The following is a 21213-nucleotide window of genomic DNA, read 5'->3' on the forward strand; positions in this document are numbered from 1 at the left end:
CAGGGGAGGTCGGGTTACGGGCGGCGCGACCAGGCCGTCCAGAACCGAGCCTCGGCATCCGCTGCCTTCTGCTGTTCCAGGGCGTGCAGGCGGCCGTAGCTGAAGGTGTTCTCGCCGCGGAGGAAGGCGTCGACCCCGCCGCGACGCAGCAGGCGATTCCGGGCGATGACGCTGTCGTGCTGGTCACCGAGGATGGTCTGCAGTTTCTGCGCGAATCGGCTCACCCGTGCGGCACGCTTCGAGTTGAGCGGATGCGCCGTCTCGGCAGCGTAGCGCAGCCGCTTGGCGCGCTTGCGTACCTCGTGCAGGGCGAGGTCGCGCTCCGGCCCCGGCACGGTGTTGGTGGCGCGGCGCACGGCCCGGCGCAGTTTCTTCCACTCGTTCTTGATCAGGGCGGGAACGACCACGCGGGCGTCTTGGCTGGCCGCGGCCGTGAACAACGGCGTGGCGATGAGGGCTTCAAGGGCATCGAGCAGCCGAAAGTAGCGGTGGGTGTCGAGGGCGGCGACGAGCGTGTGAGCGGCGGTGTCGGCATCCGTTTCGGAACGGTCGCGCAGGCGTTCGCGGATCGGCCCGAGCAGCAGAGCCGGGGCCTCGCGGTCGAGCAGGCCGGCGAGGCGCCGCTGCAGTACCTCCTCGTCGCGGGAGCCGCCGAGTACGGCGGCGAGCCAGCTGAGTTCGGAGCGGAGGTGCTGCACGACAGAGGGATCGACGAGGGAATGATAAGTGGCCAGCACCGAACGCAGTCGGCGGGTGGCCACGCGCATGGCGTGCACGGAGCCGGCCCGGTGCTGGCGAATCTCCGGATCCTGCGTTCGAATGACGCTGATCTGCTCGCCCAGGCTGGCCAGCAGAACATTCCCGGCCGGCCTCGTGGGCTTTGGGCGCTGATAATTCTGGGATCGTTCCACCGGGAATCGGTCGCCGAGGGCACGCGCCAGTTTCGAGGTGTGCCGCGACACGAGGATGCCGGAGCCCGCGAGCAGGGCCTGCCCCGCGTCGAGCAGGTCCTTTGGTGCGTCGACGAGTTCGATCTCCCATTCGCGCCAGGCCGCGGAAGCGCGTTCATGAACCAGCCGTTCGGCCTGCACCCGGTCGTCGCAGAGCACGGCGAGGGTTTCGCCGCCGGCACCGATCAGGGCGTGCACCACGCGGGTGGTGCGCAGGCGTGCCACGGGAGCCAGCGGGGAGTCGCGCACGTAGACCCGCACGAGCTGGGCGAGCGATTCGGGGACGGCATCCGCTTCGCTGTGTCCAGACACGCCCTGAACGTGCCGGCCGAGCGGCGCGTGGACCTCGCGGCGGCGGCCGGCGCGCTCGGGCAGTTTGAGGTGCCACCCGGCGTCGTCGCCGCCGGTACGCCGGCGCAGCGTGATGTGCGCGGCGCTGAGCACGAGATCTTTCGTGTCGAAGTAGACGGCTTCGAGGTCGTGAACCACCGGCTCGGCAATGGCCTGCACGCCCGGCAGGTCGTTCAACCGAGGAAGCACCGCCAGCTCGTCAACGTCAAACTTGCGCTCTATCTCGATACCACCGTTAGCGTCCACTGTTCAAACCTAGCGCGGACGCGCCCGTTGAATCATGAGTGCGTCAGGCGTTGGCGAGCCACAGGTCGGGGCCGAAGATCTCATAGTGGATGCGATCGGCCGGTACGCCGGACTGCAGCGCCTGGGAACGCAGGCTGCGCATGAACGGGAGCGGACCGCAGAGGTACACCGAGGCGTCCTCCGGGATCGTCACGTTCTCCAGGGACATGAAGCCCTCGTGGTGGCCCTCGCTCGGGATCTCCAGCCAGAGCTCGAGTTCGGCCGCCTCCAGCAGGGCGACGTCCTCGTTCATCTGGTCGCGCAGCGCCCAGCGCTCGAGGTTGCTCTCGGCATGCAGCACGAGCACCTCACGCTTGGAGCCGGAGTCGACCAGTGAACGCAAGATGGAGGCGCTGGGCGTGCAGCCGATTCCGGCCGAGGCCAGGACCAGCGGGCCGGTGCCCGCATCGAGGGTGATGTCGCCGCACGGCACGGAGAGGATCAGCGTGTCGCCGACCTGCACGTCGCGGTGCAGCACGGGGGAGACCTCGCCGTCGGCGTCGAGCTTGGTGGTGAAGACGCGGGTCGTATTCGTGCCGGCCGAGAGGGAGTACTGCCGCACCTGGCGGATGCCGTCGGGCATGACGGCGGTGACGCTGACGTACTGGCCCGGCAGGGCGGGCGTCACGGGGGTGTCGTCGGCGGGTTCGAGGGTGAACGTGACGGCGTCGGTTCCGGCCGCTTCCTTCTTCACGACGACCCAGGGGGCGAGCGGCTTGTCGCTGGCGAGTCCGGCGTAGAGGCCCTTCTCCATCTTGATCAGGGCGTGGGCCATCAGCCAGTAGACCTCGGTCCAGGCGGCGGCGATCTCGGCCGTGATGACGTCGCTGAGCTCGTCGGCGATGGCCTCGAACAGGTACTTGTAGACGATGTCGTACTGCTCGGGCTGGATGTCGAGGGAGACGTGCTTGTGGGCGATGCGGGAGAGCATGGCCTCCGGCGTGGTGTCGGGGTTCGCCAGCAGGTGGGTCGCGAAGACGGCGATGCTGCCGGCGAGGGCCTGCTGCTGGCTGCCGTTCTTCTGGTTGGACCGGCTGAACAGCCCGTCGAACAGTTCGGGGTGGGCGGTGAGCATGCGGTTGTAAAAGTTTTTCGCGATCTGGGGCATCCGCTCGCCGACCAGCGGCAGGGTGGCTTCGATGAGGGGGAGGGACTGGGGCGAAAGCATGAATACTCCTTCTACGTAACCGACACCCGTTTGTGGGGGTCTTCTACAAAAGTAGCATCTCATATACCAATTAATCGGATACTTTCTACAAGTCGTAGAAATTAGGGACTTTAGTCCTACCGCACCAAGCCCAGTTCGACGAGAATCGGTCCATTCGGCTTGCCGTGTGGCAAATCAGCGATGACGAGGTCGTCGAGCTCGCCGTAGAAGGCCTCGCGCGCGCGGCGCAGGCTGCCGCGCAGGCCGCATCCGCTCAGCAGGGGGCAGGGGCCGTTGGGCGAGTCGCAGGCGGCGAGGTCGGTGCGGGTGTCGAGCTGGCGCAGCAGGGTGCCGACGGTGACTTCGCGGCCGAGCGCGCTGATGCGCACGCCGCCGCTTCGCCCCCGAATGGCCTCGATCAGGCCGAGCTCCCGTAGGCGCAACAGCGCCTTGCTGACGTGGTTGTATGGGGTGCCGACCTCGGCGGCAACCACTCGCGAGGTGAACGTCACGCCTTCCGGCGCCGCTGCCAGCACCATGACGATCCGCAGGCAGACGTCGGAAAAAGCGTTGATCCTCATGCCTTAACAGTAAGTGCGCCCGCCGCACCGCAGATATGAGAGAGAATGGGGCAAGTGGACACTGAGTCGGAGACGCTGTTTGAGGTAATCCGCTTCGTGGACCTGGCCGGCGTGCTCGCCAATGCCATTCTCGGCGGGGTTGCCGCGCGCACCGCCCGCCTCGACATCGTCGGCTTCGTGGTGCTCGCGATCATGAGCGGGCTCGGCGGCGGAATGATTCGCGACACGCTGCTGCAGCAGGGCAGCCCGGCTGCGCTGCTCGACCCCGCCTACCTGATCTGCGCCATCCTCGGCGGGGTCATCGCCTACTTCGTCACCTTCAACGGCCGCTGGACCCGCCGTGTGCTGCTGCTGCTCGACGCCCTCGCCGTCGGCTGCTGGTCGGCGGTGGGCGCGCAGAAAGCACTCGACGCTGGCCTCGGCTGGCTCCCCGCTATTCTGCTCGGTATCATCACGGCGGTCGGTGGCGGTATGGTGCGGGACATCATGTTGCTCAAGGTGCCGACCATCTTCGGCGGCAACACGCTCTACGCCACGAGCGCGCTGCTCGCGAGTACCGAGATGGTCATTCTGAGCAAGCTCGGGTTCGTGGCCATCGGCACCGCCGTGGCCATTCTCAGCGGCGCCGGGCTGTCGCTGCTGGCCAAACGCTACGGCTGGATTCTGCCGACCGGCTACGCGCTGCGCATTCCGAAACCGATTCTGCTGCTGAACCCGCGGGCGTGGCGCCAGCGACGTCTCGATGCGCGCAATGCCCGCAACGGCATCTTTCCCGACGATCCGGGTGCCAGCGTCTGATTTTTCATTAAGCGGATGCCTGCCCCGGGTTCAATACCGCGAGCGTCGCCGCGTGTAGCAGGCCGTTGGTGGCGAGGGCGCTGCCGTACCAGGGGCCGGGCTGGCCGTCGACCGAGGTGAACGTGCCGCCGGCCTCCTGCACGATCGGGGCGAGAGCGGCCATGTCGTAGGGCTGCAGGTCGAATTCCCCGGCGATATCGAGGTGGCCCTCGGCGAGCAGCATGTACGACCACATGTCGCCGTAGGCGCGGGTGCGCCAGACCTGGCGGGAGAGGGCGACGAGCTCGTCGAGGTGCCCGGCTTGATCCCACTGCTGCAGGCTGCCATAGCTGATCGATGCCTCGGCGAGGGTCTCGATGCCGGAGACGCGCAGGCGGGTGGGGGCGTCGCGCAGGCGGGTGGGGGCGTCGCGCAGGCGGGTGGGGGCGTCATCCGCTGTGGTACGGCTCGTGTCGAAGGACCAGGCGCCGCTGCCGGCGGCCGCCCACCAGCGTTTCCCGAGTGCGGGGGCGCTGACCACGCCGAGCACCGGAACGCCGTCGATGGCGAGCGAGATGAGGGTGGCCCAGATCGGAATGCCGCGGAGAAACCCGGCGGTGCCGTCGATCGGGTCGATGATCCACTGGCGCGTCGTGGAACCGGCCGTGCCGAACTCCTCGCCGAGGATGCCGTCGTCGGGGCGATGCTGCGCGAGCAGGTCGCGGATGGCGCGCTCGACGGCCTGGTCGGCATCCGTCACCGGTGTGCGGTCGGGTTTGGTCGTCACGACGAGGTCGAGCGCGGTGAAGCGGGCGCTGGAAATGGCGTCGGCGGCGTCGGCGAGAGCCAGACCGAGCTCGAGGTCGTCGGAAAGGGCGTAGATTCGCGGTTCGGTCACGCTCCCAAGGATAGTAATTTTGGGAACGGATGCCGGTCATCGCCCCTTTTCCGCCTCGATTGGCATCGAGCCCGCTTGGGGTGTTAGGGTTACACGTTGCCGCGGGTTGTTCCGCTGCCTCACATGCACCTCTAGCTCAATTGGCAGAGCAACTGACTCTTAATCAGTGGGTTCCCGGTTCAAGTCCGGGGGGGTGCACCACCGAACCCCGTCGTCATTGCCCTGCGCAGTGCGGCGGGGTTTTTCGTGTGCGGGGCTGTGTGGGAGCACGTGCACTCGTCGCGTCGTTTCTGGCGCTGAGTTGGGACCGTGAGCGGGAAACCGGGGCATTTTCGGTTGGTCGGAATCTCGACAGGGTCGATCCACAGCTTGCATACGACACCGCCATCGACCCACGCGAGCCGGCCTTGAAAACGCGACTGCCCGTCCGAATGCGTCTTCGCACAGAAATCCCAGTAGATCCGAGAAACCCTCGACTTCATGCGCTGAGCTTGGTACACTTGTTCTATGAGCCAGAGCGGCGACACCCCCCAGCCGGGCCCCGTCGATCCGTTCTTCACCGCCCACGGCTGCCGGCCTTCCACGCCTGAGGAGCGCGCCGAGTTCGAGGTGTTCTGGGCGCAGTGTCAAGCGGATTGGCGGGTTGAAGTTGCCGAGGGGCTCGGACAATTCGCCCCGTACGATGACCCCGTTGACCTGGAACCCGTCATCCCAGAACCGGTGAGTCCGGCGACTGACCGTCCGGAGTTACCACCACCTGCTGAAACACCGCCACCCCCGCCCGATCCGTGGACCTCCGACTGGGACAGCACCTGGACCACCGACATATCCGGCCCTGATCCCCGACCGTTCTAGGGAAAACGATCCCCAGCGGGCCCAGCGGGCTTGCCGGGCTCAGCGGGCTCAGCGGGCTTGCCGGGCTTGCCGGCTCGGGGGAGCGCGCCGCCATTTCTTCGCCCGGTTGTGGGCAGAAAATTCACCTCGATAGACTGTTGCAGACATGCTCCCCAGCCGCATCGACGCGGAAAGGTCTCTATGCCCCGCACGGATTCGATCGCTCCCCCCTCCGATCAGGGCGCGGCGGCGGCCGGCGCCGGCGCCGGCGCATCCGCTTTGGCACACGCTGACGGCGAGGTTCTGCTGCAGCGCGAGGGACCGCTGGCCCGCATCATCCTGAACCGGCCGAAGGCGCTCAACGCCCTCACCCACGACATGATCCGCTCGATAGCAGCAGCGCTCACCGAGTGGGCCGAGGACGACGCCGTGCAGACCGTGCTGCTCACCGGAAGCGGCGACCGTGCCCTGTGCGCCGGCGGCGACATCGTCTCGATTTATCGCGACGCCCGCACCGACGCCGGCGGCGACCCCGACGAGAACGCACGATTCTGGGCCGATGAGTACACGCTCAACGCGCAGATCAAGCGCTACCCCAAACCGTTCGTCGCCCTCATGGACCGCATCGTGCTCGGTGGCGGAGTCGGCCTCTCCGGCCACGCCTCCCACCGTGTCGTGACCGAACGCACCAAACTCGGCATGCCCGAGACCACCATCGGCTTCGTTCCCGACGTCGGCGGAACCTACCTGTACTCGCGCACCCCCGGCGAACTCGGCACCCACCTCGCCCTCACGGCCGCGACCATGACCGGCGCCGACGCGATCGCGCTCGGCCTCGCCGACAGCTTCGTCGAATCCACCCAGCTCGAATCCCTCGTCGACGCCCTCAAACGGATGCCCGCTGCCGCAGCCATCGCCGAGCACGCCTCGCCGACGCCACCGGCCCCGCTGCTGGCCGAGCAGGCCTGGATCGACGAGTCCTATTCCGGCAACGACCTGGCCGCCATCATCGAGCGACTGCAGCGGTCATCGGTCGCGGCAGCGCAGGCGGCCGCCATCGCCATTCTGGCCAAGTCGCCGACCGCCGTCACTGTCACCCTCGAGTCTCTCCGCCGCGCGCGCGGCCTGGCCGACCTCGAAGACGTACTCGAGCAGGAATACCGGGTGTCCCTGCGCATGGTGGCCGGCCACGACGTCATCGAGGGCATTCGCGCGCAGGTCGTCGACAAAGATCGCAACCCGTCCTGGCAGCCGAGCACCCTCACCGAAGTGAGTGACGCCGACGTGCAGGCGCACTTCGCGCCGCTGGGGGAGCGCGAGCTGCGCCTGCCGCGAGCAGACACCAACGGAAAACACGACACCGAACGAGAGGCCACCGCGTGAGCGACACGACTCAGACCGACACGACTCCGACCGACACCTACGACAACATCCTGCTGGAACGCCACGGCCGGGTGGGCGTCATAACCCTCAACCGTCCCAAGGCACTGAACGCCCTCAACTTCGCCACCATGCAGGATGTCGTGGATGCCGCCACCCGGCTCGATGCCGACCCCGAGATCGGTGCGATCGTAATCACCGGCTCGGAGCGGGCCTTCGCCGCCGGCGCCGACATCAAGGAGATGTCGACGATGAGCTACATGGACATGTACCTGAAAGACTGGTTCGCCGGCTGGGACCGCCTGGCCGCCGTACGCACACCGGTGATCGCCGCCGTCTCCGGCCACGCCCTCGGCGGCGGCTGCGAACTGGCGCTGATCTGTGATTTCATCATCGCTTCCGACACCGCCACCTTCGGCCAGCCGGAGATCAAGCTCGGAGTCATTCCCGGCATGGGCGGATCGCAGCGCCTCACCCGGGCCGTCGGCAAGGCCAAAGCGATGGAGATGATCCTCACCGGCCGCACCATTAACGCCGTCGAAGCCGAACGTGCCGGACTGGTTGCCCGCATCGTGCCCACCGCCGACCTGCTCGCCGACGCCCTCGCCACCGGGGCCGTAATCGCGGCGAAATCGGCGCCGATCGCCATGCTCGCCAAGGAAGTCGTGAACGCGGCGTACGAGTCGACGCTGAGCAGCGGCATCCACTTGGAACGTCGCCTGTTCCACTCGGTCTTCGCCACCGATGACCAGACCGAGGGCATGGCCGCCTTCGTCGAGAAACGCACACCGATCTTCACTAATCGCTAGCGCCCCGGCTTCCAGCTGTACTCGTTTTCGGGCCGCCCCGGCGTTCCGTAACGCGGTGCGCGCAGCACGAGCCCCATGTCGGCGAGATACTCCAGGTAGCGCCGCGCCGTCACCCGCGACAGGCCGAGCGGTTCCATGAGCTCGCTCGCCGACACCGGCGCGACATGCGCCTGCAGGTAGGAGACCACTGGGGTCAGGGTCGAATCAGACAACCCCTTCGGCCGCGGAATATCGGTCGGCGCGCGCAGGCTCGCAAACGCGTGATCGACCGCTGACTGCGTCACAACGGATGCCTGCGCGTTCAGTTTCGCGCGAAAGTCCCGGTAGCTGGTCAATTTCGTGGCAAAGGTCGAATAGGTGAACGGTTTGATCAGGTACTGCACGACCCCGGCCGCGATCGCACCGCGCACGTTGTCGAGGTCACGCACCGCGGTGATCGCGATGATGTCGGTGGCCAGACCGGCCGCCCGGATGCGCCGGCTCACATCGAGCCCGTGGCTGTCGGGCAGGTTCATGTCCATGAGTACGAGGTCGATCGGAGTGCTGGCCGAGGCAGCTGCAGCGACGCGGCGAAACGCATCCTGCCCGGTGCCGGCCGTACCGACGAGCTCGAAACCGGCGAGGCGACCGACATAGACGGCGTGCGCCTCGGCCGCGAGCGGTTCGTCCTCGACGACGAGCACACGAATGAGTGGCAGCGCGGGCTCAGCCATGATCGACCACCGCCTGGGAATCGGCCGACCTCACTGCGGCCGGAATGCTCACCGTGAAGACAGCCCCTTCGCGACGCCCGATCGTGAGCGTGCCGCCGAGGCGGGTCACCGCCTGCCGAACGAGGGCGAGACCGAGGCCGCGGCCGCCGATCGAGCGGCCCGCCGAGCCGCCACCCTTGGTGCTGAAGCCGAGCCGCAGCACGTCGTCGATGACATCGGGTGCCACGCCCGCTCCGCTGTCGGCGACCTCGATCGTGAGGGCACGCTCGGTCGATGACACCGTGACCGACACGCGCCGGGGGGCGGCACCGGCGGCCGCCGCGTCGAGGGCATTGTCGACCAGGTTGCCGAGCACGGTCACGAGGTCCTGGATCGACAACCCCGACTGGGCCAGGGTGCCCGACGCGGTGACCGTCAGGGCGACCCCGAGCTCATTGGCCTGCGCCGACTTGCCCATGATCAGGGCGCTGATCACGGGTTCATCCACCGAACCGACCATTTCGTCGGCGAGTTGCTGGCTCAACTCGAGATCCGCGGTGGCGAATGCGAGGGCCTCGTGCGTGCGTCCGAGTTCCATCAGCGACACGATCGTGTGCAATCGGTTGGAATGCTCGTGGGTCTGCGCTCGCAGCGCGTCGGAGAGGGTCCGCATCGACTGCAGCTCGCTGCCCAGCGATTGCAGGTCGGTGTGGTCGCGAATCGTCGCGACGAATCCCATTGACTTGCCGCCCCTGACCGACGTTGATGCGGCCGGCTCTTGGTTGACGACGAGCACCCGGGTGTCGGTCACATGAATCTCGTCGTGTACGGTGCGGCCGCTCTGCAACAACTCACCGAGGCTCGGTGGAAGGCTCAATTCGGTGACGGCGGGTGCGGGACTGGTGCTGTCTCCAGCCGCTCGCGGCGGAATACCGAGCAGCCGCGCCGCCTGGTCGTTGTAGAGCACGAGGTCGCCGCGCCGGTCGACCAGCACGAGCCCTTCCCGCACCGAATGCAGCACGGAATCGTAGTACACGAACAGTTGCGCAAGATGCTCAGGCCCCCACCCGAGCGTCACCCGCCGCAGATAGCGCCCGAGCAGCCAGGTCACCACCGACCCCGACGCGAGGAGCCCGACGGCTAGCCCCAGTACCGAGGGCAGTCGGGCGTTCAGGGCGACCGTGATGTTGCTCGTCGTGGTGCCCACCGCGACGAGCGCGCGCACGATGCCATCGGCATCCCGTACCGGCACCACGGCACGAACGGATGGCCCGAGCGTTCCCGTGCTGATTTCGGTGAAGGCTGTTCCGGAGCGTGCCGGTTCGACGGCACCGATGTAGTCGTTGCCGATTTCAGCCGCGTTCGGATGGGTCCAGCGGGTGCGGTCAGGGGCCATGATCGTGATGAAGTCGAGTCCGGCATCCTTGGTCAGCGCAAGGGCGTATGGCTGCAGGGATGCGCTCGGATCGACGGATGTGCTCGCGGTGAGCACGAGGGGACTGTCGGCTATGGCTGTGGCGACCGCGAGCATCCGAGTGCTGGTCTCGTCGTAGCCGCGATCGCGAGCGTCGACGAAGAAGGCCGTTCCGATGAAGACGGTGAGCACCACGATGAACAGGGCGTGCGCGAAAAACAGGCGCCTCGCAATGCTCCATTCCCTGCGCACTGCGTTCCTTCCGCGCATTCCCCGTGAACAACGTTCCCCGTGAACAGTATGACCGCAACCGTGACGTGGCCGGCAGCAGCGACGAGTGTAGATGGATTGCAGCAACCGGAGCCCGTCGGGGCCAGGTTAAGCCTAGACATAGGAGTCTGACATGGCATCGATGCCATCAATCCGTACCAAATCTAACAAATCTGGCAAGTCCAGGAAGAAGATCGACTCGTCGCACTACCTCTACATGGCGGTCATTATCGCGGTCGTGCTCGGTATCGTCGTCGGACTGGTCTGGGGCGGACCCGAGGGTTTCGCCGTCTCACTCAAGCCGCTCGGCGACCTGTTCATCGCCCTGATCAAGATGATGATCGCCCCGATCATTTTCTGCACGATCATTCTCGGCATCGGCTCGATCGCCAAGGCGGCCACCGTCGGCAAGATCGGCGGACTGGCCCTGGGCTACTTTCTGGTCATGTCGACCTTCGCGCTCGGCATCGGCCTGGTCGTGGGCAACATGATCCACCCGGGAGAGGGCATCAACCTAGCGGATGCCACCTTCAAGGCCACCGAATCCGCCGACACGCAGGGGTTCCTGCTCGGAATCGTGCCCGCGACGCTCTTCTCGTCGCTGACCAGCGGCAATATTCTGCAGACGCTGCTCGTGGCGCTCATCGCCGGATTCGCGCTGCAGAAGATGGGTCCGGCCGGCAAGCCGATCCTCGAGGGCATCGCGCACGTGCAGGCCCTGGTCTTCCGCATTCTGATCATGGTCATGTGGCTCGCGCCGATCGGTGCGTTCGGTGCGATCGCCGCCGTCGTCGGCGCTACCGGCATTCAGGCCGTGATCAGCTTGTTCACCCTGATGGCCGCCTTCTACGTGACCTGCATCATCTTCATCGTGGTCATTCTCGGCGGGCTGCTCAAGCTCGTCACCGGCGTGAACATCTTCAAGCTCATGCGCTACCTCGGGCGGGAATACCTGCTCATCTTCTCGACCTCGTCCTCAGAGGCCGCCCTGCCGCGACTCATCGCCAAGATGGAACACCTCGGCGTCTCGAAGCCCGTCGTCGGCGTCACCGTGCCGACCGGCTACTCGTTCAACCTCGACGGCACCGCGATCTACCTCACCATGGCGTCGCTGTTCATCGCCAATGCGCTCGGCCAGCCGCTCGCGCTCGGTGAGCAGATCGGCCTGCTCGTCTTCATGATCATCGCGAGCAAGGGTGCCGCCGGAGTCTCCGGCGCCGGCCTCGCTACCCTGGCCGCCGGATTGCAGGCCCACGCCCCGCAGCTCGTCGGTGGCGTCGGGTTCATCGTGGGCATCGACCGCTTCATGTCCGAAGCTCGCGCGCTGACCAACTTCACCGGCAACGCCGTCGCGACCGTCATGATCGGGTCGTGGACCAAGGAGATCGACCGGGTGCAGGTGGACCGCGTGCTCGACAAGCTCGAACCCTTCGACGAGCGCACCATGCTCACACACGGTCACGTGAGCGCCGCCGACACCCAGCGCAGCAATGAGATGGCAGCGCAGTCCGAGGTATTGGAACGCTCGCACGCACGATAGCGAGCCGCGAAATAGCGAGCACTAGACTCGCGCTAAGGGTGTCGTCCGGAGGAGTCCTCCCGGGCGACACCCCTATTTTGCGCCTCTTTTCGGCATGCCGAAAAGAGAGTGTGTTAGGATTGTTGACGGTCTTACAACCCTTCACCAGGACGCGCAAGCGTGGCCCCCATTTAAGATGGGACGGCCGCCTTCGTATGGTGAGGTGCCGACGGACGCGATCCCATGATTGCTCCACGCCCACGCTGAATTCAGTCAATGTTAATTGCCGCGTGCGGGCCGCTCGGTGCCTACCCGTCCGACAAGAGAGCATTTCGCTTCGTCAGCCGTGAAATCGACTACGTTCGACGTGCACGGAGAACGCGTGACCGAGAGTATTCCTCGTCCAGAAACCATTGCCGTCAAGGCAGATCACCTCTATAAAGCATTCGGGCGCCGCCCGCACGAGATCGTCAAGAAGCTCAAGGCGGGCAAGAGCCGCGCCGAAATCTCGTCCCTCGGAGTCGCCGCCGTCATCGACGCCTCCTTCGAGGTCAAGAAGGGCGAGATCTTCGTCGTTATGGGCCTGTCCGGCTCGGGCAAATCGACCCTCATCCGTATGCTCAACGGACTGTGGGACACCACCTCAGGCACCGTGACCGTCGGCGGCACCGACATCACCGGCGTCTCCGCCAAGGAGCTGCGCGGCGTACGCCGCAAGAGCATCTCCATGGTGTTCCAGCACTTCGCCCTGCTGCCGCACCGCACGGTGATCGACAACGTCGCCTACGGCCTCGAGATTCAGGGCATGGGGCGCGCCGAACGCCTCGCGAAAGCGCAGACCATCATCGACCTGGTCGGCCTCGCCGGCTGGGCCGACAATCTGCCCGCCGAACTCTCCGGTGGAATGCAGCAGCGAGTTGGCCTCGGCCGTGCCCTCGCCGCCGACACCGACGTGCTGCTCATGGACGAAGCGTTTAGCGCCCTCGACCCGCTGATTCGCCGCGAAATGCAGGAGCAGCTCATCGAGCTGCAGGCCGCACTCGGCAAGACGATCATTTTCATCACCCACGACCTCAACGAGGCCATGTTCCTCGGCGACCGCATCGCCGTCATGCGCGACGGCCGCATCGTGCAGATCGGCACCCCCGAGGAGATCCTCACCGACCCGGCCAACGACTACGTGGCCCAGTTCGTGCAGGACGTCGACCGGGCCCGCGTGCTCACCGCTGCGAGCGTGATGGAACCGGTGCGTGCCGTCATCACCAAGACCGCCGGCCCGCGTGCCGCACTGCGTACGATGCGTGACCTGCAGACATCCGTCACCTTTGTGCTCAACCGGGACCGAAGCTTCGCCGGCATCGTGCGGGACCGCGACGTACTGGGGCTCGTCAAGAGCGGCGGTACCGACCTGTCGGCCATCATTCGGGACGACGCAACCTCCGTTGTGCCCGAAACCGCGCTCGTCGACCTGGTCGAACCCTCGGTCGAGAGCGAACTGCCCATCGCCGTCGTCGACGAGAAGAACCGCCTGCTCGGTGTGATCCCTCGGGTCACCCTGCTGGCCGCCATCGGCAACGTCAGTACCAATACCGGCGCCCTGCCCATCGTGATGCCGCCGGCCACCATCTCGATCAGCCAGATCACCGACATCCTGGCGGAGACCGCCGACGATCTGCCCATCGATGCCGAAGGAGCCCGCGCATGAACGACTTTCGCCTTCCCCTGGGTTCACTGGTTGAGTCCTTCGTCGAGTACATCACCGACACTTTTGGCTTTCTGTTCAGCTTTCTTCGCGCGATCTTCGCCGGTGCCTACGAATCGGTCGAATTTGTGCTCGGAGGGCCGCCGTTCTGGGCGATCATGTTCGTGCTCGGCGTTCTCGCCTTCGGTATCCGCGGCTGGAAATTCGCTGTGGGCACCGTCGTCGGCCTGCTCGTCATTCTCGGCGTCGACCAGTGGGACAACGCCATGGACACGCTCGCCCTCGTGCTCGTCGCGAGTGTGCTCGCCATCGTGATCAGCGTTCCGCTCGGTATCCTGGCCGCGAAATCTACCTTCGCGTCCAACATCATCCGCCCGGTGCTCGACTTCATGCAGACCATGCCGGCCTTCGTCTACCTCATTCCGGCGCTCATCCTGTTTCGCATCGGCGTGGTTCCGGGTATCGTCGCGACGATCATCTTTGCGATGGCTCCCGGCGTGCGCCTGACCGAACTGGGCATTCGCAGCGTTGATAAGGAAGTTGTCGAAGCCGGGCAGGCCTTCGGTGCCTCCCCGTGGCGCATCCTGCGTCAGATTCAGCTGCCCCTGGCCACCCCGACCATCATGGCCGGCATCAACCAGGTCATCATGCTCTCGCTCTCCATGGTCGTCATCTCCGGCATGGTCGGCGCTGGGGGACTCGGAGCGGAGGTGGTCGCGAGCCTTAACCGCATCGATATAGCTCTCGGCTTCGAGGCCGGTCTGGCCGTAGTGATCCTCGCGATCTTCCTCGACCGCATCACCGCGTCGCTCGGCAGCACCAACTCGACGGGCTTCTTCGGCAGCATCCGGCGCGTCCTCCGGGCGCGTCGGGTAACGGATGCCGCGGCGTCTGCTCCCGGCGCCGCCAGGGCCCCGAAGCTGGTCACCGAGCCGGCCCGCGTCTAACGCGAACCCAACCGATTTACGGGTGCGTCCGCATCCGTTCAACAGTGCGGCTTTCGCCGTATGCACCAAGCGTCAACCCCAGTCACTCACAGCAGGTGGCACGAAAGGAAGACAGATGAACAACCGCTCCAAATCCCGCATCAAGGCCGGCTTCGCCCTCGGAGCCGTAGGCGTTCTGGCCCTCACCGGCTGCGCCGCTTCGGGTGAAACCGACACCGTCGGCGACGGCAATGACGACAAGAAGGACATGTCGATCGCCGTGTTCAACGGTTGGGACGAAGGCATTGCCGCGTCCGAGCTGTGGAAGGCCATTCTCGATGAGCAGGGCTACAACGTCGAGCTCGAGTACGCGGATCCCGCATTCGTCTACTCCGGCCTGTCGACCGCTGATTACGACGTCAGCATGGACGTCTGGCTGCCCGTCACTCACGCCACCTACATCGAGGAATACGGCGACGACATCGTTGACCTCGGAGCCTGGAACGACGAGTCGCGCAACGCCATCGCGGTCAACGCCGATGCTCCGATCGACTCGCTGGAAGAACTCGCCGCCAACGCCGACCTGTTCGGCGGAAAAATCGTCGGGATCGAGCCCGGCGCCGGCCTCACCGAGGCCACGACGAACAACGTGATTCCCGGCTACGGCCTGGAGGACATGGAATACGTGACCTCGTCGACAGCAGCCATGTTGACCGAGTTGAAGACCGCCACGGAAAACGGCGAGAACATCGTCGTGACCCTCTGGGAGCCGCACTGGGCTTACGGTGTGTTTCCCCTCAAGAACCTCGAGGACCCGCAGGGTACCCTCGGCGGCGTCGAGAGCATCCACTCCTACGGCAGTGTCGATTTCAAGACCGACTTCCCGACGGCCGCTGGCTGGATCGAGAACTTCGAGATGGATCTCGACATGCTGTACTCGCTGGAGAACGCCATGTTCGTCGAGTATGACGGCCAGGACTTCGAGCCGATCGTCGCCCAGTGGATCGAAGACAACCAGGAGTACGTGGACGGCCTCACCAGCTAGTCACGATTCCTACACAATGAACGGCCCGCGTCCTGTGGACGCGGGCCGTTCCGTTTAAGTTTGTTTCGGCCGACGGTTACGCGCCTTCGAGCTCGCGAACCTGCTGCAGCCAGCCGTCGAACAGGGCGCTGTCGAAGTCGTCGACACTGCGCAGTTTCAACTCGCTCATCTCGGCCGATCCGCTCGCATTGAGCTTGCCCGAGTCGTCGGTGATGGCCTGGCCGCGCCAGAACAAGACGGTGACGAACGTGGGGTATGCCTTGAATCCGGCGACCGGCAGGTCCTCCTCGAGCCAGACCGGATGCCCGTGCCACAGTTCCGTCGACGTCTCCGGTAAAGCCAGATCGAACGTGTCGCGGAGCAGGGTGACGATGCTCGCGAGCGGCTCGGTCGGGGCGGCGACGTATTCGTCGATCGTCGTCGGCTTGGCCGCGGAGGGGACGGTGACGGGAGCGGTGGTGGGTGCGAGTGTGGATGTCAGGGGAATAGCCTCTTTCACTGGTGGGGTTGCGGCCCGGCACGGTGCCGGACGACGACTTCGTTCTTCCCTCCACACTCTCACGCCGTTCCCACTCGTGGCTGGGCAGGCACTCAGGAATCGGCCGGCCGGCGGCGCAAAAAAACACCGACCGCCGACGTGGAAGTCGGCGGACGGCGTTCGGGTAAGTCGGCTATGCCGCGGGCGTTGCGTCGGTGGCGACGATATCGACGACGAAGACGAGTGTGTCAGTGCCGGCGATTCCGGCGCCTTCATTGCCGGCTTCACCGTAGCCCTCGGCGGGCGGGAGCACGGCGAGCACCTGGGATCCAACGGTTTGGCCGACCAGCGCGGTTCCAAAGCCCGGAACAACCTGGCTGGTGACGAAGGTCACCGGCCCGGCGGTGGTCCACGAGGAGTCGAAGGTTTCGCCGCTGCCCCAGATGACTCCGGTGTATTCGACGGAAACGGTGTCGCCGTCGGCAACAACGGCGCCGTCACCGAGCTTCAACGTGGCGATCTGCAGTTCGGTTGGAGCGTCGGCATCCGGGATGCTGATGGTCGGGGTGCCGTCGTCGGCGAGCTCCACGGTGGGCAAGCCGTCGACGAGGGGCTGGTCCTCGCCGTCAGCGCGGTCAGCGAGGTTGGTCACGGAGATGACGTCGATGACGAAGACGACTGAATCGCCGGCCGCGATTCCGATGTCGGTGGCGCCGTCGGTGCCGAAGGCGTCGTCGGCTGTGCTGACGGTAACGACGCGGTCGCCCTCAACGGAGCAGTTGACCGCGCGCACCAGGCCCGGCAGGAACGTTTCTCCCACGGTGATGGTCTCACCGGTGCCGGCCGTCGGGTAGGTCGTTTCCTGAACGACCTCGCCCGTGGTTCCGTTGTAGACCGAGAGTGAGGTCTCGACGAGCGAACCCGCCGAGGCCTCCGTGGAACCGGTTCCCTCGATGGCAACGCTGCGCTGCGTTTCTGCGGGCTCCAGCGGATCGGCAAATTCAACGGTCGGTACGACGCCGAAATCGCCGGTCACGTCGACGCCATCCGACACGTCACCCGGTGCAGTGCACTCGCTGTAGGCAGCATCGGTGGCGGCTGCGGCATCCGTTGCTTCGGGAGTGTCGCTGGTGCCGCAAGCGGTGAGCGCGAGCGTGAGGCCCACGATGGTGAGCAGAGCAGGAATTTTCGACACGGGGCCTCTTTCGAGTACGTAGCTGTGGGTAAGCGATTTATGCGGTGAAAGTCTGGTGGCCTTAGCGGCCAAGTCCTTACTCTGCCACGCCTCGCCTATGAACCGGCTGAGTGGATGCCGCGTGGCTGATTGTCAGCGCGCCGCCAGGGAATCCGCTCAGTCGTCGAGGCCGCGAGCGATCAGGGCCTCGCCCAGGGCATCCGCTGCGTAGAGGGAGCGCACGACCACCGGGACGGCGATCGACAACAGCGAGCCCTGCGTGCCGCGGGCGGTGCGGGCCTCGAGCACCTCGCGCACGATGTCGGAGACCAGGGGGATGCAGCGAATGGTGAGGGCCACGAGAAGGCCCACCCGATCGGCGTCGATGAACCGGCGGAACGGGCGCAGCAACATTTGGAAGGCCTCGAGCACCGCGGTGACCGTCGTTGTCATGGTGAACAGGGCGGCAAGAGCCACGGCCACGAGCAGGCGGCCGGCCATGAGGGCGGCGATCATCCAACCCGAGAGCAGCCCCTGGATCGGCACGGCGACGAGCAGAATGAGCAGAATGGGAGCGACCTGGGCTGCGGCCGCCCGCACCGGAACCCGGGCGACCACGAACAACAGCACAACCACGGCCGCGGCGCCGCCCACGACCCAGGGGTCGGGTGAGATGCCGATCAGCAGAACGCAGAGTGAGAGCAGAAACAGCTTGAGCAGCGTCGGAGCCCGGTGGATGAGAGAGGTTCCGGGGCTATAGAGACCGATCACACGAGGCCGATCATGCGTGGCAGGTCATGCGAGCAACAGGGCGCGGTAGGTCGCGAGCGATTCGCCCGGCGTGCCGTCGGCGACGACCGTGCCCTCGTCGATCACGATCACCCGGTCGAATTCTTCGACCAGGTGCAGGTGGTGGGTGACCACGATGACCTGCTGCGGGAGCGTGTGCAACAGGTCGCCGATGCGGCGCGCGTTCCGGGCGTCGAGCAGTGTGGTCGGTTCATCGGCGACGATGGTCGCCGGCTCCGCAACCAGCACCGCGGCGAGGGCGAGCAACTGTTTCTGCCCGCCGGACAGGCGGTGCGCCGGATGCTCGGCGTGCTCGCTCAGCCCGAACTGCTCGAGGGCGGCTGCCGTGCGCCGGGCGATTTCGGCGGGGGAGAGTCCGCGGCGGCGCAGGGTGAAGGCGACATCCTCCTGCACGGTCGGCATCACGATCTGGTTGTCGGGATTGGTGAAGATGAACCCCACCTTGCGGCGCACGTCGCGGGCATGGCGGGCCACGTTCTGACCGTCGACCAGCACGGTGCCGGTCGTCGGCGTCACGAGCCCGTTGATCATGCGCACGAGGGTGGACTTGCCTGAACCGTTTGCGCCGACGATGCCGATGCGGTGCTCGGTCAGACTGAGGTTCACGTCGCGCAGCACCGAGCGGTCACCGAAGCGTTGCCCGACCTGCTCGAAGCGGATGTCACTCACGCACGACGCCGGGGCGGCCGCACGATCAGTCCGGGGTAGGCCTTGTGCACCTGGCGAGCGACGAGCACGGTGACGACGACCTTGATCAGGTCGCCGGGGATGAACGCCACGTTCAGCCCGAGCGTGGTCCAGAGCGGCAGACCCAGGTTGAGGGCCATGACCGGGATACCCACGAGGTACACGGCCACGATGCCGCCGAGAATGGTGGCGCCGAGCGCCGGCCAGAACGGGTATTTCGGCAACAGGCGGGCTGTGAGGTAGCCGGTAACGAAGGCTCCGAGCAGCCAGCCATAGAGGTAGCCGGCCGCGGGACTCACGGTGAACACCCCGATGCCGCCGCGCGCACCGGCGAGCAGGGGCAGGCCGACGGCCGTCAGAACGAGAAAGAGGAGGACAGCGAGCGATCCCTTGCGCGGGCCGAGAATCGCCCCGGCGAACATCACGCCGAGCGACTGCAGGGTGATCGGAACCGGCCCGATGTTCAGCGGCCCCGGCAGGCCGAGGGCGGCGATGAGGGCGGCGAAAATGGCGATCTGGGCCAGATCACGGGCGGGCAGAATACGTCGAGTCGGGGTGCTCGAACGAACGGTGTCGGTCATGATTCCAAATCTAGAATTCGGTGCGTACTCGCCGCTGAAGAATACCTACAACAAAACACCGCGAACTGTGGAGGTCGCGGTTTCTTGAGCTGCCAGGGCGGCGACGATCGCATCCGCTGCCCGCACCAGCGCCAGGTGCGCGAGCGCCTGCGGGGTGTTACCCATCTGGTGCCCGTTGGTCACGTCGTACTCCTCGGACAGCATCCCGACGTCGTTCACGAACCCGACCAGGGTGTTCATGAGCTCGGTGGCGTCCTCGAGTCGACCCGACCCGGCGTACTGCTCGACCAGCCAGAACGAGCAGGCCAGAAACGGATGCTCACCCGGCGGCAAGCCGTCCACCGCGGACACCGTGCGGTATCTCAGGAGCAGGCCCGAGTGCAGGAGATCGGCCTCGATCGCGGCCACGGTGCCGAGCATGCGCGGATCGGTGGGGGCGCAGAAGCCGACCTGGGGGAGGACGAGGAGGGAGGCATCCACTGCGGTGCTGCCGTAATACTGCACGTAACTGTTTCGTTTTCGGTCGAAACCCCGGGTTTCGATGTCGGCGCGCACCTCCGCGCGCAGGGCCTTCCACCGTTCGAGCGGACCGTCGAGGCCGCACTCCTCGATGCCGCGCACGGCGCGGTCGAACGCCGCCCACACCATGACGCGGGAGTGGGTGAATTCGCGTGCCGGGCCGCGTACCTCCCAGATCCCCTGGTCGGCTCGGCGCCAGTTCTTCTCGAGAAAACTCATGAGGGCACGCTGCAGCGGCCAGGAGAACTTCGTCTCGCGCACGCCGGCCACGCGAGCGGCGTGCAGGGCCACCATGACCTCGCCGATGACGTCGGACTGGAACTGATCGACCGCTCCGTTGCCGACGCGAACGGGGGAGGCTCCGTTGTAGCCGGGCAGGCTGGTCAGTTCACGCTCGGGCAGGTAGCGTTCGCCGGAAAGTCCGTACATGATCTGCACGTCGGCCGGGTCGCCGGCAATGGCGCGCAGCAACCAGGCGCGCCAGTCGTTCGCCTCCACCTCGTAGCCGTGGCTGAGCAGCACTTCGAGGGTGAGTGAGGCGTCCCGCAGCCAGACGTAGCGGTAATCCCAGTTGCGGGTGCCATCGGTCTGTTCGGGCAGTGAGGTTGTCGCCGCGGCGACGATGCCGCCGGTCTTCTCGTGGGTCAGCGCGCGCAGCACGAGCAGGGAACGCACGACCTGGGCGCGGAGTGGCCCCTCATGGCTGCAGCTCGAAGCCCAGTTCTGCCACCAGGCGCAGGTAGAAGCCAGAGCCGCGTCGATGTCGATGGCCGGTGGGATCTCGCGCTCCGAGGGGTACCAGGTCAGCTGCGCGTCAATCGTCTGCCCGGCGACCACGTCGAAGTGGGACACGTGACGGTGGTCGGAGGCGCGCAGCTCCGGTCCGCGCACAACGATGGCGTCGGGCCCGGCAATGGCGATGAGGCCGCGCATCGACTCACCCTGCAGCTGGCGCACCCACGGCATGGTCGTGGCGTAGCCAAAGCGAATGCGCAGGTCCTGGGTCATGTGCACGCTGCCGCTGATGCCGCGCACGCGACGCACGAGGTCGGCTCGGCGGTCACCGTGCGGCATGAAGTCGAGAACCTCGACCTGGCCGGTCGAGGTGGTCCAGATGGTCGACAGCACAAAGGTGTCGCCCTGGTAGCTGCGGGTGGCGGTGGCCTGTTCCTCGGCCGGGGCCAGCAGCCAACGGCCGTGGTTCTCGTCGCCGAGCAGCGCGCCGAACAGCGAGGCGGAGTCGTAGCGCGGCAGGCAGAGCCAGTCGATGCTGCCGTCACGGCCGACGAGCGCCGCCGAGTGGCAGTCGCTGATGAGTGCGTAGTCCTCGATGGGGAGTGCCATCAGGCCATTCTGGCATCAGCTGGGTTCGCTCGGTGCTCGA

20 protein-coding genes and 1 tRNA gene are annotated in these 21213 nt (G+C 66.3%); 9 read left to right on the plus strand and 12 right to left on the minus strand.

What is annotated here, in order from left to right; genetic code table 11:
- Positions 1-14: 14 nt before the first annotated feature.
- The 3 genes from E3O06_RS15910 to E3O06_RS15920 all read right to left on the minus strand — a co-directional run bounded on the left by E3O06_RS15910 (position 15) and on the right by E3O06_RS15920 (position 3314).
- The gene (locus E3O06_RS15910) at positions 15-1547 is read right to left on the minus strand and encodes a CYTH and CHAD domain-containing protein (RefSeq protein ID WP_134504362.1); all 1533 of its coding nucleotides are present in this window, start codon (positions 1545-1547) and stop codon (positions 15-17) included.
- Between the two features lie 43 nt (positions 1548-1590).
- Entirely contained in the window at positions 1591-2754 is a 1164-nt protein-coding gene (locus E3O06_RS15915; RefSeq protein ID WP_134504363.1) for a globin domain-containing protein, read from the minus strand.
- Positions 2755-2870: 116 nt separating this feature from the next.
- Positions 2871-3314: an RrF2 family transcriptional regulator gene (locus tag E3O06_RS15920; protein WP_134504364.1), complete on the minus strand. Its 444-nt coding sequence runs from the start codon at positions 3312-3314 to the stop codon at positions 2871-2873.
- 54 nt (positions 3315-3368) lie between these two features.
- Between E3O06_RS15920 and E3O06_RS15925 the strand changes: the two genes are divergently transcribed.
- Positions 3369-4112, plus strand: coding sequence for a trimeric intracellular cation channel family protein (locus E3O06_RS15925; protein WP_134504365.1), 744 nt, complete (start codon positions 3369-3371; stop codon positions 4110-4112).
- Positions 4113-4119: 7 nt separating this feature from the next.
- On the opposite strand, the gene E3O06_RS15930 is transcribed toward E3O06_RS15925, so the two are convergent.
- A complete protein-coding gene (locus E3O06_RS15930) occupies positions 4120-4989 on the minus strand; it encodes an inositol monophosphatase family protein (protein WP_134504366.1) in 870 nt (289 codons plus the stop codon).
- 125 nt (positions 4990-5114) lie between these two features.
- Between E3O06_RS15930 and E3O06_RS15935 the strand changes: the two genes are divergently transcribed.
- From E3O06_RS15935 to E3O06_RS15950, 4 genes are all read left to right on the plus strand, one after another.
- A tRNA-Lys gene (locus tag E3O06_RS15935) sits at positions 5115-5190 on the plus strand.
- A 306-nt stretch (positions 5191-5496) separates the two neighbouring features.
- Positions 5497-5844, plus strand: a complete 348-nt coding sequence (locus E3O06_RS15940) for a hypothetical protein (protein ID WP_134504367.1) — start codon at positions 5497-5499, stop codon at positions 5842-5844.
- A gap of 180 nt (positions 5845-6024) precedes the next feature.
- On the plus strand, positions 6025-7206 hold the full coding sequence (locus E3O06_RS15945; RefSeq protein WP_134504368.1) for an enoyl-CoA hydratase/isomerase family protein: 1182 nt from the start codon (positions 6025-6027) through the stop codon (positions 7204-7206).
- Complete coding sequence (locus tag E3O06_RS15950; protein ID WP_134504369.1) at positions 7203-8012, plus strand: enoyl-CoA hydratase; 810 nt, start codon at positions 7203-7205, stop codon at positions 8010-8012. The genes E3O06_RS15945 and E3O06_RS15950 overlap by 4 nt, the downstream gene beginning before the upstream one ends.
- Here the strand turns inward: E3O06_RS15950 and E3O06_RS15955 are convergent.
- Together E3O06_RS15955 and E3O06_RS15960 are read right to left on the minus strand one after the other, a co-directional pair.
- Entirely contained in the window at positions 8009-8725 is a 717-nt protein-coding gene (locus E3O06_RS15955; RefSeq protein WP_420898894.1) for a response regulator, read from the minus strand. The two genes, E3O06_RS15950 and E3O06_RS15955, sit on opposite strands and share 4 nt — an antisense overlap.
- Positions 8718-10370: a sensor histidine kinase gene (locus E3O06_RS15960; RefSeq protein WP_134504370.1), complete on the minus strand. Its 1653-nt coding sequence runs from the start codon at positions 10368-10370 to the stop codon at positions 8718-8720. Before E3O06_RS15960 ends, E3O06_RS15955 begins: the two co-directional genes overlap by 8 nt.
- A gap of 160 nt (positions 10371-10530) precedes the next feature.
- Here E3O06_RS15960 and E3O06_RS15965 point away from each other — a divergent pair, with 160 nt between their 5' ends.
- The 4 genes from E3O06_RS15965 (at position 10531) to E3O06_RS15980 (ending at position 15580) form a co-directional block, all read left to right on the plus strand.
- Complete coding sequence (locus E3O06_RS15965) at positions 10531-11928, plus strand: cation:dicarboxylate symporter family transporter (RefSeq protein WP_134504409.1); 1398 nt, start codon at positions 10531-10533, stop codon at positions 11926-11928.
- Between the two features lie 361 nt (positions 11929-12289).
- Positions 12290-13612: a quaternary amine ABC transporter ATP-binding protein gene (locus E3O06_RS15970; RefSeq protein WP_241980303.1), complete on the plus strand. Its 1323-nt coding sequence runs from the start codon at positions 12290-12292 to the stop codon at positions 13610-13612.
- Positions 13609-14556 (plus strand): ABC transporter permease, encoded by a 948-nt coding sequence (locus E3O06_RS15975; protein ID WP_134504371.1) that lies wholly within the window; start codon positions 13609-13611, stop codon positions 14554-14556. The genes E3O06_RS15970 and E3O06_RS15975 overlap by 4 nt, the downstream gene beginning before the upstream one ends.
- A gap of 115 nt (positions 14557-14671) precedes the next feature.
- Positions 14672-15580: a glycine betaine ABC transporter substrate-binding protein gene (locus E3O06_RS15980; RefSeq protein ID WP_134504372.1), complete on the plus strand. Its 909-nt coding sequence runs from the start codon at positions 14672-14674 to the stop codon at positions 15578-15580.
- A gap of 76 nt (positions 15581-15656) precedes the next feature.
- On the opposite strand, the gene E3O06_RS17635 is transcribed toward E3O06_RS15980, so the two are convergent.
- From E3O06_RS17635 to E3O06_RS16010, 6 genes are all read right to left on the minus strand, one after another.
- Positions 15657-16079 (minus strand): DUF1801 domain-containing protein, encoded by a 423-nt coding sequence (locus tag E3O06_RS17635; RefSeq protein ID WP_166788236.1) that lies wholly within the window; start codon positions 16077-16079, stop codon positions 15657-15659.
- Between the two features lie 172 nt (positions 16080-16251).
- Entirely contained in the window at positions 16252-17253 is a 1002-nt protein-coding gene (locus tag E3O06_RS15990; RefSeq protein ID WP_134504374.1) for an FKBP-type peptidyl-prolyl cis-trans isomerase, read from the minus strand.
- Between the two features lie 156 nt (positions 17254-17409).
- Entirely contained in the window at positions 17410-18003 is a 594-nt protein-coding gene (locus E3O06_RS15995; protein WP_134504375.1) for a CbiQ family ECF transporter T component, read from the minus strand.
- A 24-nt stretch (positions 18004-18027) separates the two neighbouring features.
- Positions 18028-18711, minus strand: coding sequence for an energy-coupling factor ABC transporter ATP-binding protein (locus E3O06_RS16000; RefSeq protein ID WP_134504376.1), 684 nt, complete (start codon positions 18709-18711; stop codon positions 18028-18030).
- On the minus strand, positions 18708-19310 hold the full coding sequence (locus E3O06_RS16005) for a biotin transporter BioY (protein WP_134504377.1): 603 nt from the start codon (positions 19308-19310) through the stop codon (positions 18708-18710). Before E3O06_RS16005 ends, E3O06_RS16000 begins: the two co-directional genes overlap by 4 nt.
- A 45-nt stretch (positions 19311-19355) precedes the next feature.
- Complete coding sequence (locus tag E3O06_RS16010; RefSeq protein ID WP_134504378.1) at positions 19356-21173, minus strand: glycoside hydrolase family 15 protein; 1818 nt, start codon at positions 21171-21173, stop codon at positions 19356-19358.
- Positions 21174-21213: the final 40 nt, after the last annotated feature.

The sequence above is a fragment of the Cryobacterium glaciale genome, assembly GCF_004402535.1.
Taxonomy (GTDB): domain Bacteria; phylum Actinomycetota; class Actinomycetes; order Actinomycetales; family Microbacteriaceae; genus Cryobacterium; species Cryobacterium glaciale.

Excerpts from the sequence above, each read along its gene's own strand:
- E3O06_RS15975 (WP_134504371.1), top strand. The coding sequence starts at position 13,609 with ATGAACGACTTTCGCCTTCCCCTGGGTTCACTGGTTGAGTCCTTCGTC.
- E3O06_RS15945 (WP_134504368.1), top strand. The coding sequence starts at position 6,025 with ATGCCCCGCACGGATTCGATCGCTCCCCCCTCCGATCAGGGCGCGGCG.
- E3O06_RS15965 (WP_134504409.1), top strand. The coding sequence starts at position 10,531 with ATGCCATCAATCCGTACCAAATCTAACAAATCTGGCAAGTCCAGGAAG.
- E3O06_RS15940 (WP_134504367.1), top strand. The coding sequence starts at position 5,497 with ATGAGCCAGAGCGGCGACACCCCCCAGCCGGGCCCCGTCGATCCGTTC.
- E3O06_RS15955 (WP_420898894.1), bottom strand. The coding sequence starts at position 8,725 with ATGGCTGAGCCCGCGCTGCCACTCATTCGTGTGCTCGTCGTCGAGGAC.
- E3O06_RS16010 (WP_134504378.1), bottom strand. The coding sequence starts at position 21,173 with ATGGCACTCCCCATCGAGGACTACGCACTCATCAGCGACTGCCACTCG.
- E3O06_RS15980 (WP_134504372.1), top strand. The coding sequence starts at position 14,672 with ATGAACAACCGCTCCAAATCCCGCATCAAGGCCGGCTTCGCCCTCGGA.
- E3O06_RS16005 (WP_134504377.1), bottom strand. The coding sequence starts at position 19,310 with ATGACCGACACCGTTCGTTCGAGCACCCCGACTCGACGTATTCTGCCC.
- E3O06_RS15920 (WP_134504364.1), bottom strand. The coding sequence starts at position 3,314 with ATGAGGATCAACGCTTTTTCCGACGTCTGCCTGCGGATCGTCATGGTG.
- E3O06_RS15915 (WP_134504363.1), bottom strand. The coding sequence starts at position 2,754 with ATGCTTTCGCCCCAGTCCCTCCCCCTCATCGAAGCCACCCTGCCGCTG.